General features: G+C 30.8%; 13 protein-coding genes and 2 pseudogenes. 4 read left to right on the top strand and 11 right to left on the bottom strand.

The window, feature by feature from the left end; translation table 11 throughout:
• Nucleotides 1–396: 396 nt before the first annotated feature.
• Nucleotides 397–1,251: an AraC family transcriptional regulator gene (locus AGR56_RS14360; protein WP_053243345.1), complete on the bottom strand. Its 855-nt coding sequence runs from the start codon at nt 1,249–1,251 to the stop codon at nt 397–399.
• Between the two features lie 214 nt (nt 1,252–1,465).
• On the opposite strand from AGR56_RS14360, the gene AGR56_RS14355 reads away from it, so the two are divergent.
• The 4 genes from AGR56_RS14355 (at nt 1,466) to potE (ending at nt 8,923) form a co-directional block, all read left to right on the top strand.
• A complete protein-coding gene (locus tag AGR56_RS14355; protein ID WP_053242806.1) occupies nt 1,466–2,875 on the top strand; it encodes an MFS transporter in 1,410 nt (469 codons plus the stop codon).
• Nucleotides 2,876–3,819: 944 nt separating this feature from the next.
• The gene (locus AGR56_RS14350; protein ID WP_053242805.1) at nt 3,820–4,965 is read left to right on the top strand and encodes a PucR family transcriptional regulator; all 1,146 of its coding nucleotides are present in this window, start codon (nt 3,820–3,822) and stop codon (nt 4,963–4,965) included.
• A 331-nt stretch (nt 4,966–5,296) separates the two neighbouring features.
• On the top strand, nt 5,297–7,459 hold the full coding sequence (locus tag AGR56_RS14345) for an ornithine decarboxylase (RefSeq protein ID WP_053242804.1): 2,163 nt from the start codon (nt 5,297–5,299) through the stop codon (nt 7,457–7,459).
• Nucleotides 7,460–7,588: 129 nt separating this feature from the next.
• Nucleotides 7,589–8,923, top strand: coding sequence for a putrescine-ornithine antiporter (gene potE, locus AGR56_RS14340; protein ID WP_053242803.1), 1,335 nt, complete (start codon nt 7,589–7,591; stop codon nt 8,921–8,923).
• 234 nt (nt 8,924–9,157) lie between these two features.
• Here the strand turns inward: potE and alr are convergent, their stop codons facing one another.
• From alr to AGR56_RS22100, 10 genes and pseudogenes are all read right to left on the bottom strand, one after another.
• A complete protein-coding gene (gene alr / locus AGR56_RS14335; RefSeq protein ID WP_053242802.1) occupies nt 9,158–10,282 on the bottom strand; it encodes an alanine racemase in 1,125 nt (374 codons plus the stop codon).
• A 45-nt stretch (nt 10,283–10,327) separates the two neighbouring features.
• A complete protein-coding gene (locus AGR56_RS14330) occupies nt 10,328–11,113 on the bottom strand; it encodes a putative hydro-lyase (RefSeq protein WP_053242801.1) in 786 nt (261 codons plus the stop codon).
• 12 nt (nt 11,114–11,125) lie between these two features.
• On the bottom strand, nt 11,126–12,229 hold the full coding sequence (locus tag AGR56_RS14325; protein ID WP_053242800.1) for a DUF4392 domain-containing protein: 1,104 nt from the start codon (nt 12,227–12,229) through the stop codon (nt 11,126–11,128).
• Nucleotides 12,230–12,249: 20 nt separating this feature from the next.
• Nucleotides 12,250–13,092, bottom strand: coding sequence for a D-amino acid aminotransferase (locus AGR56_RS14320; RefSeq protein ID WP_053242799.1), 843 nt, complete (start codon nt 13,090–13,092; stop codon nt 12,250–12,252).
• A gap of 289 nt (nt 13,093–13,381) precedes the next feature.
• Nucleotides 13,382–13,808 (bottom strand): annotated as a pseudogene (locus tag AGR56_RS14315) (Lrp/AsnC family transcriptional regulator).
• 107 nt (nt 13,809–13,915) lie between these two features.
• On the bottom strand, nt 13,916–16,204 hold the full coding sequence (gene helD, locus AGR56_RS14310; protein WP_242851573.1) for an RNA polymerase recycling motor HelD: 2,289 nt from the start codon (nt 16,202–16,204) through the stop codon (nt 13,916–13,918).
• 209 nt (nt 16,205–16,413) lie between these two features.
• Complete coding sequence (locus tag AGR56_RS14305; RefSeq protein ID WP_347460543.1) at nt 16,414–17,145, bottom strand: ABC-2 family transporter protein; 732 nt, start codon at nt 17,143–17,145, stop codon at nt 16,414–16,416.
• 47 nt (nt 17,146–17,192) lie between these two features.
• Entirely contained in the window at nt 17,193–17,996 is an 804-nt protein-coding gene (locus AGR56_RS14300; RefSeq protein ID WP_053242797.1) for an ABC transporter permease, read from the bottom strand.
• A 1,054-nt stretch (nt 17,997–19,050) separates the two neighbouring features.
• Complete coding sequence (locus AGR56_RS22935) at nt 19,051–19,179, bottom strand: hypothetical protein (RefSeq protein ID WP_269144194.1); 129 nt, start codon at nt 19,177–19,179, stop codon at nt 19,051–19,053.
• 144 nt (nt 19,180–19,323) lie between these two features.
• Nucleotides 19,324–19,548: pseudogene (locus tag AGR56_RS22100) on the bottom strand (hypothetical protein); the annotation flags it as partial.
• Nucleotides 19,549–19,750: the final 202 nt, after the last annotated feature.

The raw sequence follows: 19,750 nt of genomic DNA, 5'->3' as shown, positions 1-19,750 counted from the left end.
AAATCTAAGTGGTTATTTAAAAAAAAAAGTGGTTGCTTTGGGTTCTAGAAGGATAATGGGCAAAGCCCAAACCCCGCGTATGTTTATACTCGCATACGCTTAAACAGATTGAAATATCTAATGGATTATTTGTGTTGTTATTTTTTAATAAAATAATTTTTTAAATCAAATTTTATATTACTTGAATTTATTGGAAGCTTACTTAAGTTGATGACATTGTTTGGGCGTAAGCCCATTATCCTTCTAGAACTTCAAATAACCTCTTTGTTAGCAAATTCAAATAACTGAGAGTAAATACAAACTAAAATCGCGGGGTTTGGCGTAAGCCCATTATCCTTCTAGAACTTCAAACAACCTCTTTGTTAGCAAATTCAAATAACTGAGAGTAAATACAAACTAAAGTATGCGGGGCTTGGCTGTAAGCCCATATTTTCTAATTTCTGAAGGTGTCATATTTGTATTCTTTTTAAAGATTCGACTAAAGTAATTTGCATCGTTAAATCCACAGCTTAAAGCTATTTCTGTCATATTAAGATTGCTTTCCTTTAAAAGCACCTTAGCTTTTTTTATTCTAAGATTATTAATGTACTCAATTACGGTTTGCCCAGTAGATTCTTTAAAAAGTCTACAAAAATGATAAGTACTAATATGTGATAAAGTGGCGAGTTCATCTAAGGTTATTTGTTTGGTATAGCTATTTTCTATATAATTTAAAGCTTCACTAAATTGTTTTAATTTAATTATTTTAGAGTTAAGCTCCTTTGGCGTATAAATTCTTGCAATATAATTACGTAATAATAAAGCAATTAATTTAAATGTACAACCTTTTATGGAAAGTTCAAAGCCTATCTCTTTTGAAAAATATTCTTTTATGATTTCATTAATATACTTCAAAAATTCAGTGTCATTTCTAATTAAATTTTCAAATAAAATCACATTGTTTGCGAGCGGCGTCATAAACTTTATTTGGCAAGAGTCAATTTGATTGCTAAAAAGAAAAGATAAATCAATTCTAATTACATAGTATTTTAAATTAACACATGAATTCTCTATAGAGTGAAGCTCAGTACTGTTTATGATAACAATGTCATTTGCAAAAGCTTCTATTTTTTTGGAGCCACATCTAAGAAGCGCTTTTCCTTCAGTAAAATAAAAAAATTGAATATGCTCATGCCAATGTGTCCTTAAATCTGTTCCTACGCTATAATGATTTTTTTCAAATATATCTACAAAAAAATTTTCATCAGGCATTTTTTTATAAAAATAATTTTTATTACTTTTTTCATGGATTTCTCCTTTTCTATAATATAGCAAAATAATGCTAATATTAAGCAATATAATTAATGAAATACAAGCACTATATTGCTAATATAATAATAGCAATTATAGCCTAATATATCAATAATATGCTAAATGTATAAGTTGGGTTTTATCTTAATAATCCTTTAGAGAGGGGAGTTTAATAATGATTTTGGCAGAAAAAAATAAGGAGCATAGCAAGTGGATTATTTTGTTTGTAGTAGTATTAATGTCTTTTATGTCTTGTGTTGACAGCAGTATTGTAAATGTAGCATTGCCTACAATGGCAAAAAAGCTTTCAGTAAATATGGCTCAAATAGAGTGGGTTGTCGCTAGTTATGTTATGATTATTTGCGCTAGTCTTTTGATATTTGGACGATTAGGGGATATAAAAGGGAAGTCGAGGATATTTAAAATTGGCACTATAATATTTACTTTTGCATCGCTTATGTGTGGACTTTCAAATTCCTTAATTATGCTTGTAATTTTTAGAGTAATTCAAGGAATAGGGGCAGGTGCGTATATGGCGAATAATCAAGGAATTATAACTCAAATTTTCCCACAAAAAGAAAGAGGAAAGGCTTTGGGAATTTTAGCATCAGGAGTTGCACTTGGGACTATGATAGGAGCTCCAGTGGGTGGACTTATTGTAGGGTTTTTAAGCTGGAACTATATATTTTTTGTAAATATACCTATAGGTATAATAGCTTTTGTGGCAGGATTGCAGGTGCTTCCAAAAGGCAAGAATATCGATGAAAAACTTGATGTAAAGGGAGCTTTTTTATATTTTATAGCAATTATATTTTTATTTGGTTCTTTAATTGGTGAGCAGCAATTTGGGTATAAGAACCCCATGATTATAGTAAGCTTTGTTTTATCAATAATTTGTTTAATAATATTTGTTTTATCACAAAGAAAAATAGAACTTCCAATTTTACAGCTTGATATCTTTAAGAATAATCTGTTTTTGTTAAGTTTGTTTTGTGCACTTGTATCATTTGTATGTATAGCTTCTTCGATAATTATAATCCCTTTTTATTTACAGGATACATTAAAAATGTCTTCTTCAACTGCAGGAATGTTTATGATTGTGCAGCCATTAATTATAGCTGTAATTTCACCAATTTCAGGTGATTTAGCAGATAAAATAGGATCAGAACTGCTGGCCTTTATAGGGATTATATTTATGACGATTGGATTTCTATTTATGATATTTTTAAATGAGCATTCTCTTTTAATAGACGCAGCGTTTTGTATAGTTTTAATAGGTTTAGGACAGGGATTTTTTCAGCCAGCTAATAATTCCTTAATAATGTCGACAGTTCCTAAAAACAAGCTTGGTATAGCAGGAAGTATTAATTCATTGGTAAGAAATTTAGGACAAATGGTTGGAATAACTTTGTCTACAACCATTTTATATAATTTCATGAGCATCAAAATGGGACATAGAGTAGTGGATTATGTTTTCGGAAGGGATGATGTTTTTGTTTATGGGATGAGACATGTATATATTATTCTTGTGTTTGTGTGTGGCGTGGGTATAATAGCTACTATTTTTAGAATGATAAAGGGATAGTATGGCCTGATGATGTTATTAATTATTACGGTATGAATACTTTACTTATCTTAGTTATTATTATATCCTTCACTCTACTCCCTACTCTGATTTACAAATTCCAGTTTAACAGAATTAATTTGGCTTGCTTATGTAAAAAATTCCGTAAAAAGGATTATGAAAAAATATACATTAAGTATTTTTTGATGCAAATATAACAATAAAAAATGTGAATATAAATACATAGCTTTGATCAAACATTATTTTGCAAATTTACAGCATGGCAAATAAATTTTGTATATGGTCACAAATATGGACTTATAAATTCAAATAAAATTGGAGCATTTTATAAAAATTTATAATCATAAATATAAAATGTAAAATAACTTAAAATGTATATTGCATAAATAAATATTTGTTGCAAATGCTGTCAACAAATATAATAGAATAAAAATAACAAAAAATTTATAATAATACCATAATTTATTAAGTAGTATTTAATATATTCTAATAAGTTATGGTATTTATTTACAATTTATAAAAAACTAATTCGGTATTTGTACAAATAACGTTATTAAATTGCTAAATTATAAATAATTAGAGCTTGATATTTCATTATTTATAAAAAAAATGTAAAACGATAAGAGAAAGTCATTAAATATAGCTAATAAATGAATAATATTTTTAATTTTGAATAAATGTGAATTAAAAGTATGACTTATTTCGATTTATAACCTAAAAAAAATCGAAAAAGTCATATATTTTAAGCATACAATATGCAATTATCAAAAAAAACCAATAATTATTAAAAAATTTTAATTTAACTTAATTTGAAAAAGACTAAATACAAGAATAATATCAAATCGTATGATGAGGAAATAAATTTTTTATATTATCAGAAACATATTTTTGTTATAATTGTTACTTTGATAATATGAAAAATTGGAGTTAAGGGAGGAATTTTTATGGCTATAACTGTAAAAGAAGCCTTAAGCCTTGATATATTGCAAGGCTTTGAGGTTATTGCTGGTAGAAAAGGTCTTTCGAATAAAATAAATCATGTAGCGGTTTGGGATTATGAAACGCCTAAACTAATAGAGGAAAATTTTAGTCCAGAAGACTTTGCATTAACTACACTAGTTGCAATAAGAGACAGGATCGATGAATTATATGGAGCTGTTGAAATGATGATTAAAGTAGGAATAAGCTGTTTAGCGATTAAGAATATTTATTTTGATCATATTCCTGATGAAGTAATTGACCTTGCTGATAAAAATAATTTTCCTATTATGACATTTAAAGATACGTTTACTGAAGATGTAATTGTAATCGTTAATAAAGCTATTGATGAGAAGAAGGAATATGAAAATCTAGCACTAAAAATAGACGATATTTTGTATAAAAATTTAAATGAAATAAGCATAAAAAAAATTGCTCATAAGATAAATATAAATTTTAAAGAGCAAAACATAGTAGCGTTTTGCAAGAAGAAGAACAACAAATTAGTAGGCATAAAAAGCTTTTCTGATAAGGAAATGGAGGAAGCTTGTAGTAAGGTTATACCGTATAAAGATGGATATATTCTCATTAATACCTTTGAAGATGCAAAACAAAACGATATTGATAAAATTATTTTGAGAAGACTTAAATGGTGGGGATTTAGTGAAAAGGAGTATGTTATAGGAATTAGCAGTTTGTATGAAAATTTGGGTAGTTTGAGTAAGGCCATACAGGAAAGCTTGTATGCTTTTAAATATTCAATTATATACAAAAAGCAAATTTCGTTTTTTAGTGAAATTGGCATAAATAAAATGATTATTCCAATTTTGGATAATCCATGGGTAATGAAATATTACAAGGAAATGATAGAACCATTAATTGATTATGATAAAAATCACGAAACAGAATTATTAAAAACTGCTGTAAAGTATGTTGAGAATAATGGAGATATGAAAGCTACTGGAGAAGAATTATTTCAGCATAGCAACACTATAAGATATAGAATAGAACGAGTAAATAAAATATTAAATGAAAATTGTAAAACCAAACACTTTTATGAAGAACTAGCTGTAGCCATTAGAATATACAATTTGATAAAGATATCTTTGTAAATTTTATAAAAGCATGCGTTTTGCAATTTAAATTATTACAAATCCGAAGTATCCTCCTAAGGTGTATTATATGCATGTAAGAAAACAATAAATAAATGCGAAAACTAATTTCAACTGAAAAATACAAATTTAAATAAAATTAGACGGCGATTGACAAGCACTGCTTTGATTACTGTCGTTAATAAAATGATTAACATAGTGACCCCCTGATTCATTTATACATTCTTTGTGTAAAAATAAGTATATTATAGGCATATTTGGATTAGAATGAATTTATTTCATTGGAAAGAGGTTTTCGAATTTATTTGAAATCTCAAAGGAGGACAAAATTATGAAACATTTAAAAATTGCTTGTACTGAAGAATCTAAAGAATATTTTTCAACTGATAGAAACTTAGTTTTAGCTGAAAACACAGATTATACAGATGTATCAGCAGTTGTATTAACTGATTCTGATATAGACTTAATTAACAATGTACATAATACAAAGTTTGGTATTCCTGTATTTGTCATTCTAAAAGATAAAGAAAAACTTGATGGTGAACTTCTTAAGAAAGTTTATCATGTAATGGACGGAAACAAATTTGATGAAAAACTTTACTCAAGGGAAATTGAGACTGCTGCAAACCAATATGAGGAAAAGGTATTGCCACCTTTTTTCAAAACATTAAGCAATTATGTCGAAAAGGGAAATATACAATTTGATTGTCCTGGACATCAAGGCGGTCAATATTTCCGTAAACATCCTGCAGGTAGATTTTTTTATGATTTTTATGGAGAAAATGTATTCAGATCAGATATTTGTAATGCGGATGTTGAATTAGGAGATTTGCTTATTCATGAAGGCCCAGCTATGGATGCTGAAAAACATGCTGCTAAAGTATACAATGCTGATAAAACTTATTTTGTAATGAATGGAACTAGTATTTCTAACTGTGTAGTTACAAATGCCGTAGTTGCACCAGGAGATTTAGTTTTATTCGATAGAAACAATCACAAATCCGTATACAATTCAGCTTTAGTTCAATCTGGTGGACGACCTGTATATTTAGAAACCGCACGTAATCCATTTGGTTTTATTGGTGGTATTGATGCACACTGCTTCGATGAAGAATACTTAAGAAAATTAGCAGCAAAAGTTGATCCAGAAAGAGCTAAGTCACAAAGACCATTTAGATTGGCTGTAATCCAGCTTGGAACTTATGATGGAACTATCTATAACGCTAGACAAGTAGTTGATAAAATTGGACACCTTTGTGACTATATCCTGTTTGATTCAGCATGGGTTGGATATGAGCAGTTTATACCTATGATGAGAGATTGCTCTCCATTATTATTAGATTTAAATGAGGACGATCCCGGAATATTTGTAACTCAATCCGTTCACAAACAACAGGCAGGATTCTCACAAACATCTCAAATTCATAAAAAAGACAGGCATATCAAGGGTCAAAAACGTTATGTAGATCATAAAAGATTTAACAATGCATATATGTTACATGCTTCTACTAGTCCATTTTATCCACTATTCTCAGCACTTGATGTTAATGCGAGAATACAGGAAGGTGAAGCTGGTAAGCGTTTATGGTCAGACTGTGTAAAACTAGGAATTGAAGCTAGAAAATTAGTTCTAAAAAATTGCACATTATTTAAACCATTTATCCCACCAGTTGTAGGTGGAAAGAAGTGGGAAGATCATGATACAGAAGAAATTGCAAATAATATTGAATTCTTCAAGTTTTATCCAGGACAAAAATGGCATTCATTTGAAGGATATGCTGAAAATCAATACTTTGTTGATCCTAATAAATTCATGTTAACAACACCAGGAATTAATGCTGAAACTGGCGAATACGAAGATTTTGGTATCCCAGCTACCATTCTTGCAAATTATTTAAGAGAGCATGGAGTTATACCAGAAAAGAATGATTTGAATTCCATATTATTCCTATTAACACCAGCAGAAACTTTGACAAAGATGAGTAACCTTGTATCACTATTGGTTAAATTTGAACACCTTGTAAAAGAGGATGCACCATTAAGTGAAGTACTACCAAACCTTTACAATAAAAATGGAAATCGTTATAGCGGATACACAATTAGAACGTTATGCCAGGAAATGCATGATTTCTATAAGAAAAGCGATGCAAAAACATATCAAAAGAAATTATTTAGAGCAGCTTCATTCCCAGAGCAAGCAATTACCCCTCAAGAGGCTAACTGGGAATTAGTAAGAAACAATGCTAAATTAGTTAGGCTAGAAAATATTGTGGGTGAAGTTGCATTAGAGGGTGCACTTCCATATCCACCAGGAGTTTTCTGTGTTGTTCCAGGAGAAAAGTGGAATGAAGTAGCACAAAAATATTTCTTGATATTAAAGGACGGAATAAATCAGTTCCCAGGATTCGCTCCGGAAATTCAAGGAGTGTACTTGAAAGAAGAAAATGGCGTTATTAATGCCTATGGATACGTGTTAGATAAGAAAACTAAGTAACATAAATTTTGTAGTCTGTACATGGATAAACTTGGAATTTATAATTTTAAGGTTCCAAGTTGTTCATCTATATGCAAGTGTTGGATTTGTAAATAAATTAATAAACGTTATAGGGGGAGGAAATGAATTATGGAAAAAACCAAGAATAAGATGAGCGTTCTTCAATTAACTATCTTAACTGCTATAAACATGATGGGTTCTGGAATAATAATGCTTCCTAGTAAATTAGCTCAAGTTGGAACAATGTCAATTCTTTCATGGTTAGTTACAGCAGTTGGATCAATGGCGTTAGCTTATGCTTTTGCTCAGTGCGGTATGTTTAGTAGAAACGCTGGCGGTATGGGTGGATATGCAGAGTATTCTTATGGAAAAGCAGGAAGCTTTATGTGTAACTACACGTATGGTTTATCGCTTGTAATAGCCAATGCAGCAATAGCAATTTCTGCTGTAGGTTATGCAGCTGTGCTTCTAGGAATAACACTTTCACCACTTCAAGTAGCATTATGTACAATTTTTACTTTATGGTTGGCTACAGTACTTAACTTTGGAGGAGCAAGTATAACAGGTAAAATTGGATCAGTTACTGTATGGGGTGTAATTGCGCCTGTATTAGTAATGTGTACTATAGGATGGTTCTGGTTTAGTGGTAAGCAATATGCAAGTGCATGGAACCCTAATCATTTTTCATTTTTTAATGGTATTGGAAAATCAATAGCAATAACTTTATGGGCATTTTTAGGTCTTGAATCAGCTTCTGCAAACATGGATTCAGTTGATAATCCTAAGAAGAATGTTCCTATTGCATGTTTAGGAGGAACTATAGGTGCCGCACTTATATATATTATTTCAACAAATGTTATAGCTGGTATAGTTCCAAATTCAGCATTATTAAAATCTGATGCACCTTTTGGATTAGCATTCGCTTCTATGTTTGGACCTATTGCAGGAAAAATAGTTATTGCACTTATGGTTATGTCATGCTTTGGTTCTTTACTTGGATGGCAATTCACTATAGCACATGTATTTAGAAGTTCTGCAGTTGAAGGATATTTCCCTAAAATATTTAATAAAGTTACAAAAACAGGTACTCCAATTGTTGCAATGGTAATTATTACTTGTGCGCAAACTTTACTTTCATTAATGACAATTAGCCCAAGCCTTAGTAAACAATTTGACGTACTAGTTAACTTGGCCGTAGTTACGAATATTATTCCATACTTGTTATCTATGAGTTCATTAAATGTACTACAAAAAGCAGAGGGAGTGCCAGAGGGGAAAATCAAGACAACTAACATTATTGCTTTAGTGGCTTCAATATACAGTTTATATGCTCTTTATGGTTGTGGTCTTGAAGCAATGACATATGGTGCTATAGCTACTTTTGCTGGATGGACATTATATGGATTTGTTTCACATAGATTTGATTTAAAGAAAAATGAGAGTAATTGTAATACAAATAACTAGTATTTATATAAGCATCTTATAATAATTTAGTTAGAATTCCTTTTGATGAATAGATAGTTGAAATTTTTTTATTGAGTTATTAAGCTCAACCATACGCGTTACCTAATAAAACTAAAAGCAGACATAAATTCGTGTCTGCTTTTGTTTTTAACTGAGAACTAAACAAATATTACTTGCATAGTTTTGGTACTTGCATTCTTAAGCTTTTAGTTAGTACATTTATAATAAAATAGGCTATGGTACATAAATCCTTTTTACCCTTTTGCCTATTCCGCAGATAAATTCATAATTAAAGCTTCCAGCCATATTTGCTAATTCCTCAACAGTAATGGTATTTTCACCATCTTGTCCAACTAAAGTTACTTCATCTTCTATTTCAACACCATCTATATGTGATATATCTACCATCATTTGGTCCATGCAGATTCTTCCTAGTATAGGTGCGTATTGTCCGTGAATTAAAACTCTTCCCTTTGAAGAAAGTCCGCGCATATATCCATCTGCATAACCTACGGAAATAGTTGCAATTTTAGTTTTTATCTTTGTAATGTAAGTTTTACCATAGCTTATACCAGTACCTTCATAAACTTCAGAAATATTAATCACATGAGCTTTCCAGGTTAGGGCAGGTTTCAATTTTACAGAAGCCTTGTTGACTTCATCTGATGGATACAAACCATATGTAATTATGCCGCTTCTAACCATGTCAAATCTGTGATCATTAAGTTCCATAATTCCTGCACTATTGCAAATGTGTTTAAGTGCAATATTAATCTTGTTTTTTTCAAGAGTTTTTAAAAATTCATCATATTTTTCTTCCTGCAGTTTAGTGTAATTTTTGTCTTTTTCATCTGCACAAGAAAAGTGGGTAAACATACCTTCAACAATTAAATTATCCATATTTATAATTTTTTCAATATCCGAGATGCTTTTTTGCCTTACTTTAAATCCAATTCTGTTCATTCCAGTTTCTACTGCAATATGAACTTTTATTGTCTTTTTAAGTTTAACTCCACATTTTGATATTTCTTCTGCCATTTCAAGATTGTAAATGGTTTGAGTTATATCATAGTTAGCTAAAATTTCATATTGCTTTGGAGAGGTATAACCTAAAATTAATATTGGTATACCTATTCCGTTTTTGCGGAGTTCTACAGCTTCTTCTATAGTTGCAACTCCAAAGTAATCTACTTTATCTTTAAGAAAGTCGCCTATTTTTATAGCGCCATGACCATATCCATCAGCCTTTATTACTGCCATTACCTTTACATGGTCTTCTATTTTTTTTCTTACCTCATTTATATTATGTTCTATAGCTTTTAAGTCTATTATTGCGCAAGTTCTAAGATATTCTTCCATGTATTAGTCCCCCTTTATCAACTCCTTGAATAAATTTTATCTTGATTAATATTTCAAATCTATATTTTTTATATCTGTTATTAACATGTGACCAGGGGAATGTGTAATAACTATCTTAGGTTTGACGTTCATAACCACTGCTTGAGGAGTGACTCCACAAGGCCAAAATACAGGCACTTCATTATCTTTTATAGTTACGGAATCTCCAAAATCAGGTTTATTTATGTCCTTTATTCCTATGACAGCTGGATTGCCTATGTGAACTGGTGCCCCATGCACTTTAGGCATTTCACCACTTACTAAAACTGATTTTACTATATTTTCATAAGAAAGCGGCCTCATGCTTACAACCATTTTTCCATTAAATATTCCAGCTGGTGTACAGTCTATATTTGTAATAAACATGGGTACATTACAATTTTCCTCTATGTGCCTTATAGGAATGTTTGCCTCAATCAGCTCAGATTCAAAAGAAAAGCTGCAGCCAATTAAAAAGCTTACAAAGTCATCTCTCCAGAAATCTGATATATCTGTGTATTCGCCAGTTAATATACCATCTTCATAGACTCTATATTTGGGAATATCCTTTGTGATATCAATATCTTCACCTAGATATTTAAGGTTTCTGTTACCTACGTCACTTACTTCTAATATTGGGCAGGATTTAGGGTTCCTTTGGGTAAATAACAAAAAATCATAGGCTAATTCCTTAGGTAAAATAACCAAATTAGCCTGTGCATACCCTGCACACATCCCAGCTGTTGGTGTTACAACTTTTCCTTCACGAATCAATTTACGAACCTCATAAGGCTTCATGCTTGAATAATTCATTTTTACCACACCTTAAATTATATTTTTTAATTTTTCATATTTATAAGCATCATCGTCATAAAATCCAAGTTCAATTACTTTTTTAAACCAAGTAGAGCAGGTCTTTTCTAATTTCATAGAGGATTCTATGGTTTCCCTCATTAAACTAACTATGGAAACATTTATTTCTAGGTTACAGCCATCTATAGCAGGAATTAGATCTCCGTACATGTCTATCATTCCACTTCTAGATGCTGTAATCATAGCTTCTTTTTCCATTTCTTTTGTGTGCATTATATTTAAATCTTTCTTTAAATAGGCTAATGCAGCTATAAGTCCGTAGCAACCCCAATCTGAAACTGTTGCAGTTATAATGTTGTCTGCTGCTACATCTGCGATTATTCCACCACCACAGCCACAGTTACAGCTTCCTTTTGCAGCATATGGAACATATTCTTCTAAATGTTCTTTTAGAGTTCCCATGCCGAGTTCATTTCCTAGGTCTCCTATGGCTATATTTAAAATACCTTTTTTCTTTAATTTAGTGAATAAAATATCCTGCTTTGCTTCTAATTCGCTTACATCTAATCCAACTGCATTGTGGTAAACACCAAGAGAATTAGCTCCTGGGCATTCTATACTTATAACTGCACTTGGAAGACCTTTTGACATAAGTTCATTTGCTTGATTTTCAGCATCTTTATCATTTTTTGTGAAAGGTATGCCTGCTATTGATAGAGGATATTCCTTTAAGCCTTCAATGTTGTCATGAAAATGAAGTCCAATTACATATGACAAGTTTTCTACAGCTCGCATGTTATCTTCAGGACATAAAATTATAGGTTTTACATTGAAGCCTTTTACTAAAGCTCTTGCCAAAAGCATTGTGCTTACAATCCCATCCATTTCTGCCTTCTTAAATGGGCGCAATACAAAGCCTGTCATTATATAAACAAAGTCGCCTTCTTTTAATGTTTTTACTAATTTTTTAGCACTATTCATTGTTAAAGGTTCTTTAGTGTATTCTCTTGCGGCACTGTATAGAATTCTACAGACACCATATCCTCTTGGATCTAAGTTCATTAAATTATCCAAGTTTTCGCCTATATTTAATATTGTTAATTCTTCTTGCTTCATATAGACATCTCCCCCTAAATTTAATTTGTAGCTTCTAAGAATTCATTAAGTAATGCAGCTTGGAGTTTTTTGATAAGTTCTGGGGCTTTCCCACCTACAGGTTTTCCGTCTATTTCGCATGCAGCCATACAAAATTGACCTGAACTAGTGACTATAACTTCGTCTGCATCCATTAATTCTTTTAAAGTAAATGCGGTTTCATTCACAGGAATATCAAATTTTTTACACATGTTTATAATATGAGCTCTTGCTATACCTGGCAAAATTAAATTATCTGTTGGAGCTGTTTTAAAAATTCCATCTTTTATAATAGATACATTGCTGTGAGCACATTCAGTTACTCTATCTCCTCTATGGAATACTGCTTCCTGCATCCAGCCTCTTCTGTTTTTTGTGCTGCAATTTACACTTGGAAGTAAATTTAAAGTTTTTATATTACAGTGTAAAAATCTAGTATCCTCTAAAGTAATTAGCTTTAGTTTATGAGACATGTCCTTTATATTTGTTGGTTTTAATACTATCCAAAGATTTGCTTTTACTTCATCTGGAGGAAAAGCATGATTGCGCATTCCTGTCCCTCTTGTAACCTGCCAGTATACAAACTGTTCACCAGAATCAACTTTTGTAACCATATCAGCCAATAGTTCTTTTAATTGTTCCTTTGTATATGGAATTTTGATCCTCAATAAACCTGCACTATTGTAAAAACGATCGATGTGTTCGTCTAGGGCAAATATTTTATGATTTCTGCTATATGTGGCATCATAGACTCCATCACCAAAATAACATACCCTATCATTCATAGGGATTTTCATATTTTCAATTAAATCAAATTCTCCGTTATAATATCCTAAGTTCTTCATAAAAAGGCACCTCCTATAAATTTAAAAAATAATATTAAAAAGCGATACACATTATGCAATTAATATAAAATTATATTTTATATTAACATATTGATATTTAAATATATGGTATATTAATAAATAATTTTTTTCAATGCTTTCTGAGAACTATGCGGAATTTTATTTTTTTATTATGCTTTTTTACAAAAATATTTACGGTTTTTAGCTATATAATACGAAAAATTTATGGCTAGCGAATTTTATGAGGTATGATTATTTTGATATGCAGAAGTCAAAAAATAAAATCCGTTTAATCTTTCACGGATTTTAAAATATAATAAGTTTTTGTTTTAGACACGCCTTTCTAAGTTTTTTATATTGTTGTGAATCTTTTCTAAATCCTCTGATGATTTACAAAGTATTTTAAGCATAAAATCAAAATCACCTGTTAGATAATAGCAAAAATTTATATTTTTATTTTCCTTAATTGCCCTAGTAAATGATTCATAAAACTTTGGATGGTCAAGGCTAACCTCCATTAAGGCACTTGTATCATTTCCTATTTTGCTTTCATCTAAAACTACTGTATAATTTTTTATTATCCCACTTGTCTCCAGCTTATGAATGCGTTCAATGACCGCGGAGACTGATAAATGAATTTCTTTGCTTATTGTTGATGCTTTAGTTCTAGAATTGGCTTTTAAATATTCTAATATTTTATAATCAACATTATCCATAACAATCACTCCTAGTAAAGCTGTTGTTTTATAGAATAATTATAACAATAGTTTAATAAATAAAAAAGCAGGTATAGATTTTATTACGATCTATACCTGCTCCTTTATTATTGCTGAGATACTGCTTTTAACATTTCTGCTTTTTCACCCACAGAATATATATAAAGTTTATGCAGTGGACGCGTCATTGCAATATAAAGCAGTTTTACATCAAGTTCATCAGATGTATATTGATCCTTTGATGCATTCGCTATTATAACCATGTCAAATTCAAGTCCTTTTACCAAATAAGAAGGGATTATTAAGATTCCACTAGAATAATCATTTTCTTTTTCACTTATTATTTGTACCTTATAGCTTGAATTTTTAAATAAGCTTTTAAGCTCCTTGCACTCCTTCATAGTCTTACATATGATTGCAGCAGATTTTAATTTGTTTTTACGTAAGGCTAACAGATTTTTTTCAATTTCATTTTTTACTTCAGCTAGAGAGCCTTTTTCCATTACAGTTACAGGGTCGCCGTGGCGTATTACTGGTTTTGCAAGTGGAAGGCTCTTATTATTTAAAAATTTTATAACTGAGTTTGCTGCATCCATTATCTCGATTGTGGTTCTATAACTTTGTTCTAGTTTTAGTAAGTCTGGCTCATTGCCGCCAAAGATAAGTTCTGCAGTTTTGTTCCAATCTGTAACTCCTCTAAAACTGTATATTCCTTGACACAGGTCTCCAAGGATTGTAAAAGAAGGACTGTCTATTATTTCTTTTAATACTGAAAATTGAAAAAGGCTAAAATCTTGAGCTTCGTCTATGATTATGTGTCTTACGTTTATTTTTTCGTCTAGACCTTGTGTTAAATATTTTATATACATTAAAGGAGCTAAATCTTCAAACTCAACGACATTTTTGTCTAAGATATCGCTTGAAGTTTTTCTTATTAATTCTGAGAGCTCATGATTTATATATTTTTCAGTTAGCTTATTAAATAAAGCTTTATCATTTAGCAGTTTTTTATAATATTCAAGAGGAGACAAAACAGAAATCTTTGATAAATAATTTTTAACAAGTGTTTTTGAATTTTTGTTTATGCCTTTTAGCAGAGCATCTCTTTCATCTATTATTTTTATTATAATTTTGCGTCTTTCAGGTGAATCTGGAGCTTCATCTCTAACCTTGTTTAATTTTTCGTCGTAGGATGACTCAACTCTTTGTAAAATTCTTGCTTTATTGTTTTCAATACTGTTTGTAAGATGTTTTTTTATTTCATTGATTCGCTTCATAAGCGGCAAGCTTTTGTAATCTTCAAGAAACAACTTTTTTATATTTTTTGAACTAATAAGAACAAAAGTGTGAAGTTTAAAATCTTCCTCTAGAATGAAATTTTGTTCTATTAGCTTAATGAAATTCTGTATTGATGTTTTAAATTCTAGGGAAGCTTTAAAATTGGATATCTTTTTTATATTTTCACAGTTTATGCTGTCTCTTAAGTTTACAAGGTCTGAAAGCTTTTTGGTGCTTGGCATGATTTTTAGTTTTCGACCTATGATTTTTTGAGCAAAGTCTTCAAAGGTTGTTTGCATGACATTTTCTACACCGAGTTCTGGCAAAACGTCAGATATATAACTTAGGAAAAAATGACTGGGAGCCATAATCATAAAGTTTTTCGGCTTTAGTTTTTTCTCAAAAGTATATATTAAATAGGCAATCCTGTGAAGGGCAATTGTGGTTTTACCACCGCCGGCAGCACCTTGAACAATTAGAGGTCTCCACATGTTTGCTCTTATGACCTTATTTTGTTCAGCCTGTATTGTTGAAACTATATCTTTAAGCCTGTTGTCCTTACTTGAGCCCAGACATGCTTGAAGAAAATCGTCATTTGTTGTTATATCAATATCAAAGAAATCTTGAAGTTTTCCTTTTTCAATCATATATTGACGTTTAAGCTTTATTTCTCCTTTAATATTTCCATCCGGGCAGGTGTAATTTGCTGTCCCAATACGGCCATCATAGTAAAGGTTAGAAATAGGAGCTCTCCAATCTATAATTAAAAATTCACCAGTTTCCTCCTTTAGAAGGGACATTTTCCCTATATATAAATTCTGGAGTTTATTCTTATCTTCTTCTTTAAAGTCGACTCTTGCAAAGTATGGTTTCAAAAGGCTACGCTCAGAATTTTGAATTTTTTGATGAAGTGTGTCTCTTACAGAAGTATTTAAAGTAACTTGAGTAAACTGTTCTTTATTATCTGGATCAAAATATTTAAGCTGGGAATCTATTTGTGTGTCTAAACTGGATTTTTGTTTAGTAATAACTTCTTTGTATGTTTTTAAATAGTCAAGTGTGTAGTTGAGTCTTTTAAGCTCGGAGTTGTAATCTGGATGTTTTATCAATTTTATCACCTCGTTTAATTCAGAGTACAGATTACAAAGTACAGAGTACAGTGAAGGTTGATTTTCTGCTGTGGCAGAAAATTTTAAATTTAATGGGCTTGCGCCCAAGCCTTTTGGGTATGTTTTTTCAGCGAAGCTGAAGCTATAAGTTTAAAGATTTACCTGACGTAAGGAAGGCAAATCATCCATCACTGTCCTCTGTCAACTGTACTCTGCTTCTAAGATCCTGTTCCTGTGTAGTGTCTTACGCCAAATTTCCATAAAATATAGCTTGGAATAATAAATAAGCATGCAATCAATGGAGAAAACATGTAAAAAATATTGTGACTTCTCCCTATTATATATAGGAGAGGATAGTAGTTAACAAAGGCTAGTGGAACGATAAATGTAAAAAATCTTAGTACAGAAGTTTTGTATATATCTAAGGGATACTGGGCAAGTTCTCTTCCGCCATCTGTAAAGATGTTTATGACTTCAAGACTTTCTATGGTAAAAAAGCATATGACTGCGGAAATCATAAATAAGCCAAAGAATAAAAAGGTTCCTCCTATTATCATTAATATAAGTGTAAGAATTTTATCGGGCGAAAAGTGAACTCCGCAGGTTTTTATTGAATATATAAATATTATTAATGCTTGAACAAGTTTGCCTATTCTTGTAAGCTCAATTTTTGTACCTAATACTTGCAGCACTTCGTTTCTTGGTCTTGTAAGTATTCTGTCAAAACCTCCATCTGATATTATTGAAGAAAAATTGTCAAAACCTCTTCCAAAGCATTCAGCTAGTGAGAAGGACATAAAAATTGTACTAAAACATAAAAGAACTTCATTAAAGCTGTAATTTTTAATGTTTCCAAAGCGTTCAAATAAAAAATACATGCTAAGGAAGGAGAAAAATGTCGTTAAGCATTGACCAATAGTTGTAAGAAAGAATGAAATTTTATATTGCATTACGGATTTTAGTTGGATTGAAAAGTACTTTAAATATAGTCTCATAGTTAGCCCCCTTGTACCGTTACGCGTTTTAATGCTTTAGAGATTATGAATTTACCAATAATAATTAAAGTTGCTGCCCAAAAAACTTGCAAAACTATTGGAAGAAGTGCTTCACTTACTGGAATTTGGCCACTGTAAATTCTAAATGGAACATTCTGCATTGCAGCAAAGGGTGAAAGATAAAGATATTTTGTGAGCCAGTTGGGCAAAAATGGAAGCGGAACAAGACCTCCAGAAAGAAAATCTGCTGTCATTACAAGAGCAAGTCGTACGCCAATAGGTGATACTGTATAAAAGGTAAATATATAAACAAGCATACAGTAGGAAATAACCACTATAAAACTTAAAAATGCTGTAATTAAAAATAGTAAAGCAGAAGCCAATGAGCTTGGTAAGTTAAATTTATACGGTGCTGGCAAGAAAAAAGCTATAATGAGTATTGGAAAACATCGTAAAAGTGTTCTTGAAAGTCTAACAGCACAGCTTTTAACAAACCAGGTATTGTATATATCAAAGGGTCTGCATAATTCATAAGCTATATTTCCACTTGTTATTAAATTAAAAATATCATTGTCTAAGAACCAGGTCATGAAAAGTGCTAAAAATGCTTGTTGAAGCCATATATAACTGGAAAGTTGAGAAAAATTCATTGGTGCCTTTGAGGGATTACTTTTATATAAAGCTTGATACAGCATTATATACATAAAGCCCCAGGCAAATTGTGTGACAATTCCAGCATAGGCAGCGGTTCTGTATTGAAGACCATTTATAAAGCGAATCTTAAAAAAACATAAATAAGCTCTCATATTTATACTCCTTATAAAGTTGTGTGGATAGATAACTTGAAAGTTTAAAGTTGTCAAATCCAAGTTTATCTCGACAAACTGGAATTTAACTCAGAGTACAAAGTACAGAGGACAGAGTACAGTGAAGGATGATTTTTCTCCGCTGTCGCTACAAAAATCTTAAACTTAATGCACGCAAAGCGCTTAAAATATAGTGCTCAGCGTAGCTGACACTATTAAGTTCTAAGATTTACGTATATTGCTTTTTCTCTATTAACATATAAACACATCCTTCTCTTATCTATATTTTAATGTGTTCGGTCTTTCGTGTCTACAATATTATACTAGCACCAGCGAGTTATTGAAATATCTTAGTATTTTATGATTTTTGAACCTTAGATTTATAGGATCTTTTTAACGCGACGAAGCATTGTTACTTTACAAATTTACTATTTATCTAAATCTAATATTTTTGCACCTTTGTCCATTATAGTTTAATTATATCATATTTTGTAAATATATAACAAATCAGCACTCACTATAAAAACTATGATTCCACTTCCTGTATTCTCTAAAGTAACTACTACATTCATAATAACTTGAAGTGTTTGCATCTCAATGTTTAATATTATTTCCGTCTACTATAAGGTATTTTTATATTAGCTTGAATATAAAAATCTTCTTGAATGGTGTACAACCTTACTATCTTATCCTAAAAGTTAGTCTGCCATTTACCATTTGTTTTGCATAGTAAATATTATCTGCTCCTGCATCCCTTTTGTTTATTCTAAGCTTCTCATTTGAACCAGTAAAACCAATCTATGAATTGCCACTATTATTGATTATAGCTCTAAGGAATAATGTACATTTAATTCTTCCGTTATGTATCAATTTATAGCTTCATTTAAAATTTCAAGACCATTGTTATCAAAACTACCTTTAGTAATTTTCTTGTCATAGATGCATATTATTTCTATTACCTCACTTCTATTTAATTGGGTGTAATAAAAAAACTAACTTACTATAACCATAATAAGCTAGTTTTGTACTTTCCTCTAGCGTAATTTATCTTACTTTAAAACTTTTTTATTAACTCAATTTTATCAATATCTAAGTCCGTTAGTTCCTTTATTGTTTCATTATTCGTACCATTTTCTATTGCTTTCTTGACTATTTCTATAGTTTTTTTTATTTTTTCCTTCATCTATTAATTCCTTACCGAGTTAAGTCATTTTCAATTTCTCCTTTCGTCTAAACACAGTGTACTCTAAAACAGCGTTCTCTCACCCGCTAGAGTATCCGTAAAAGTCCATTTAGGACTTACTTTTACCTCCCTTTTTCCATTATGATGGCTCAGCATTAATTCATAGGCTCTAAACCTTCTTAAATCTGCCTTTCCCTTATTACTGGTCTAGAACTCAAAATGTATAAAAGTGTCATCTTCCATTAGGAAAGTGTAGTTCATGAACATATTTTTAGTTTCTAAAACTACTAATTCTGTTTATCCTAATTCCTTAACTCTTTTGTTTATATCATTACAACCACCTTGGTTCCCAAATATCAAAGATCTCATCAAAATTTAAGTTGCAGACAAATTTTCAGGTACTAGTTCATTATCTACAAACTCCTTTAAAAGTGGGGCTTGCTAACTTTATTTTTCCAATGAGATGTTTCACAATGTCTAGCATAGATTCTTTTAATATTTGAGGATTAAAATCCCACAAATACATTTCTCAATTTCTTCTATATCACTCTTATAGTGTAATGGTACTAAA

It is taken from the genome of Clostridium sp. DMHC 10, assembly GCF_001270375.1.
Lineage (GTDB): Bacteria > Bacillota > Clostridia > Clostridiales > Clostridiaceae > Clostridium_S > Clostridium_S guangxiense.
Note: the sequence above shows the minus strand (reverse complement) of the source record. Positions and strands in the feature narration are given on the sequence as shown.

Excerpts from the sequence above, each read along its gene's own strand:
- AGR56_RS14345 (WP_053242804.1), top strand. The coding sequence starts at position 5,297 with ATGAAACATTTAAAAATTGCTTGTACTGAAGAATCTAAAGAATATTTT.
- AGR56_RS14360 (WP_053243345.1), bottom strand. The coding sequence starts at position 1,251 with ATGCCTGATGAAAATTTTTTTGTAGATATATTTGAAAAAAATCATTAT.
- AGR56_RS14305 (WP_347460543.1), bottom strand. The coding sequence starts at position 17,145 with ATGCAATATAAAATTTCATTCTTTCTTACAACTATTGGTCAATGCTTA.
- AGR56_RS14325 (WP_053242800.1), bottom strand. The coding sequence starts at position 12,229 with ATGAAGCAAGAAGAATTAACAATATTAAATATAGGCGAAAACTTGGAT.
- potE (WP_053242803.1), top strand. The coding sequence starts at position 7,589 with ATGGAAAAAACCAAGAATAAGATGAGCGTTCTTCAATTAACTATCTTA.
- AGR56_RS14320 (WP_053242799.1), bottom strand. The coding sequence starts at position 13,092 with ATGAAGAACTTAGGATATTATAACGGAGAATTTGATTTAATTGAAAAT.
- AGR56_RS14300 (WP_053242797.1), bottom strand. The coding sequence starts at position 17,996 with ATGAGAGCTTATTTATGTTTTTTTAAGATTCGCTTTATAAATGGTCTT.
- AGR56_RS22935 (WP_269144194.1), bottom strand. The coding sequence starts at position 19,179 with ATGAAGGAAAAAATAAAAAAAACTATAGAAATAGTCAAGAAAGCAATA.
- AGR56_RS14350 (WP_053242805.1), top strand. The coding sequence starts at position 3,820 with ATGGCTATAACTGTAAAAGAAGCCTTAAGCCTTGATATATTGCAAGGC.
- AGR56_RS14355 (WP_053242806.1), top strand. The coding sequence starts at position 1,466 with ATGATTTTGGCAGAAAAAAATAAGGAGCATAGCAAGTGGATTATTTTG.
- AGR56_RS14330 (WP_053242801.1), bottom strand. The coding sequence starts at position 11,113 with ATGAATTATTCAAGCATGAAGCCTTATGAGGTTCGTAAATTGATTCGT.
- alr (WP_053242802.1), bottom strand. The coding sequence starts at position 10,282 with ATGGAAGAATATCTTAGAACTTGCGCAATAATAGACTTAAAAGCTATA.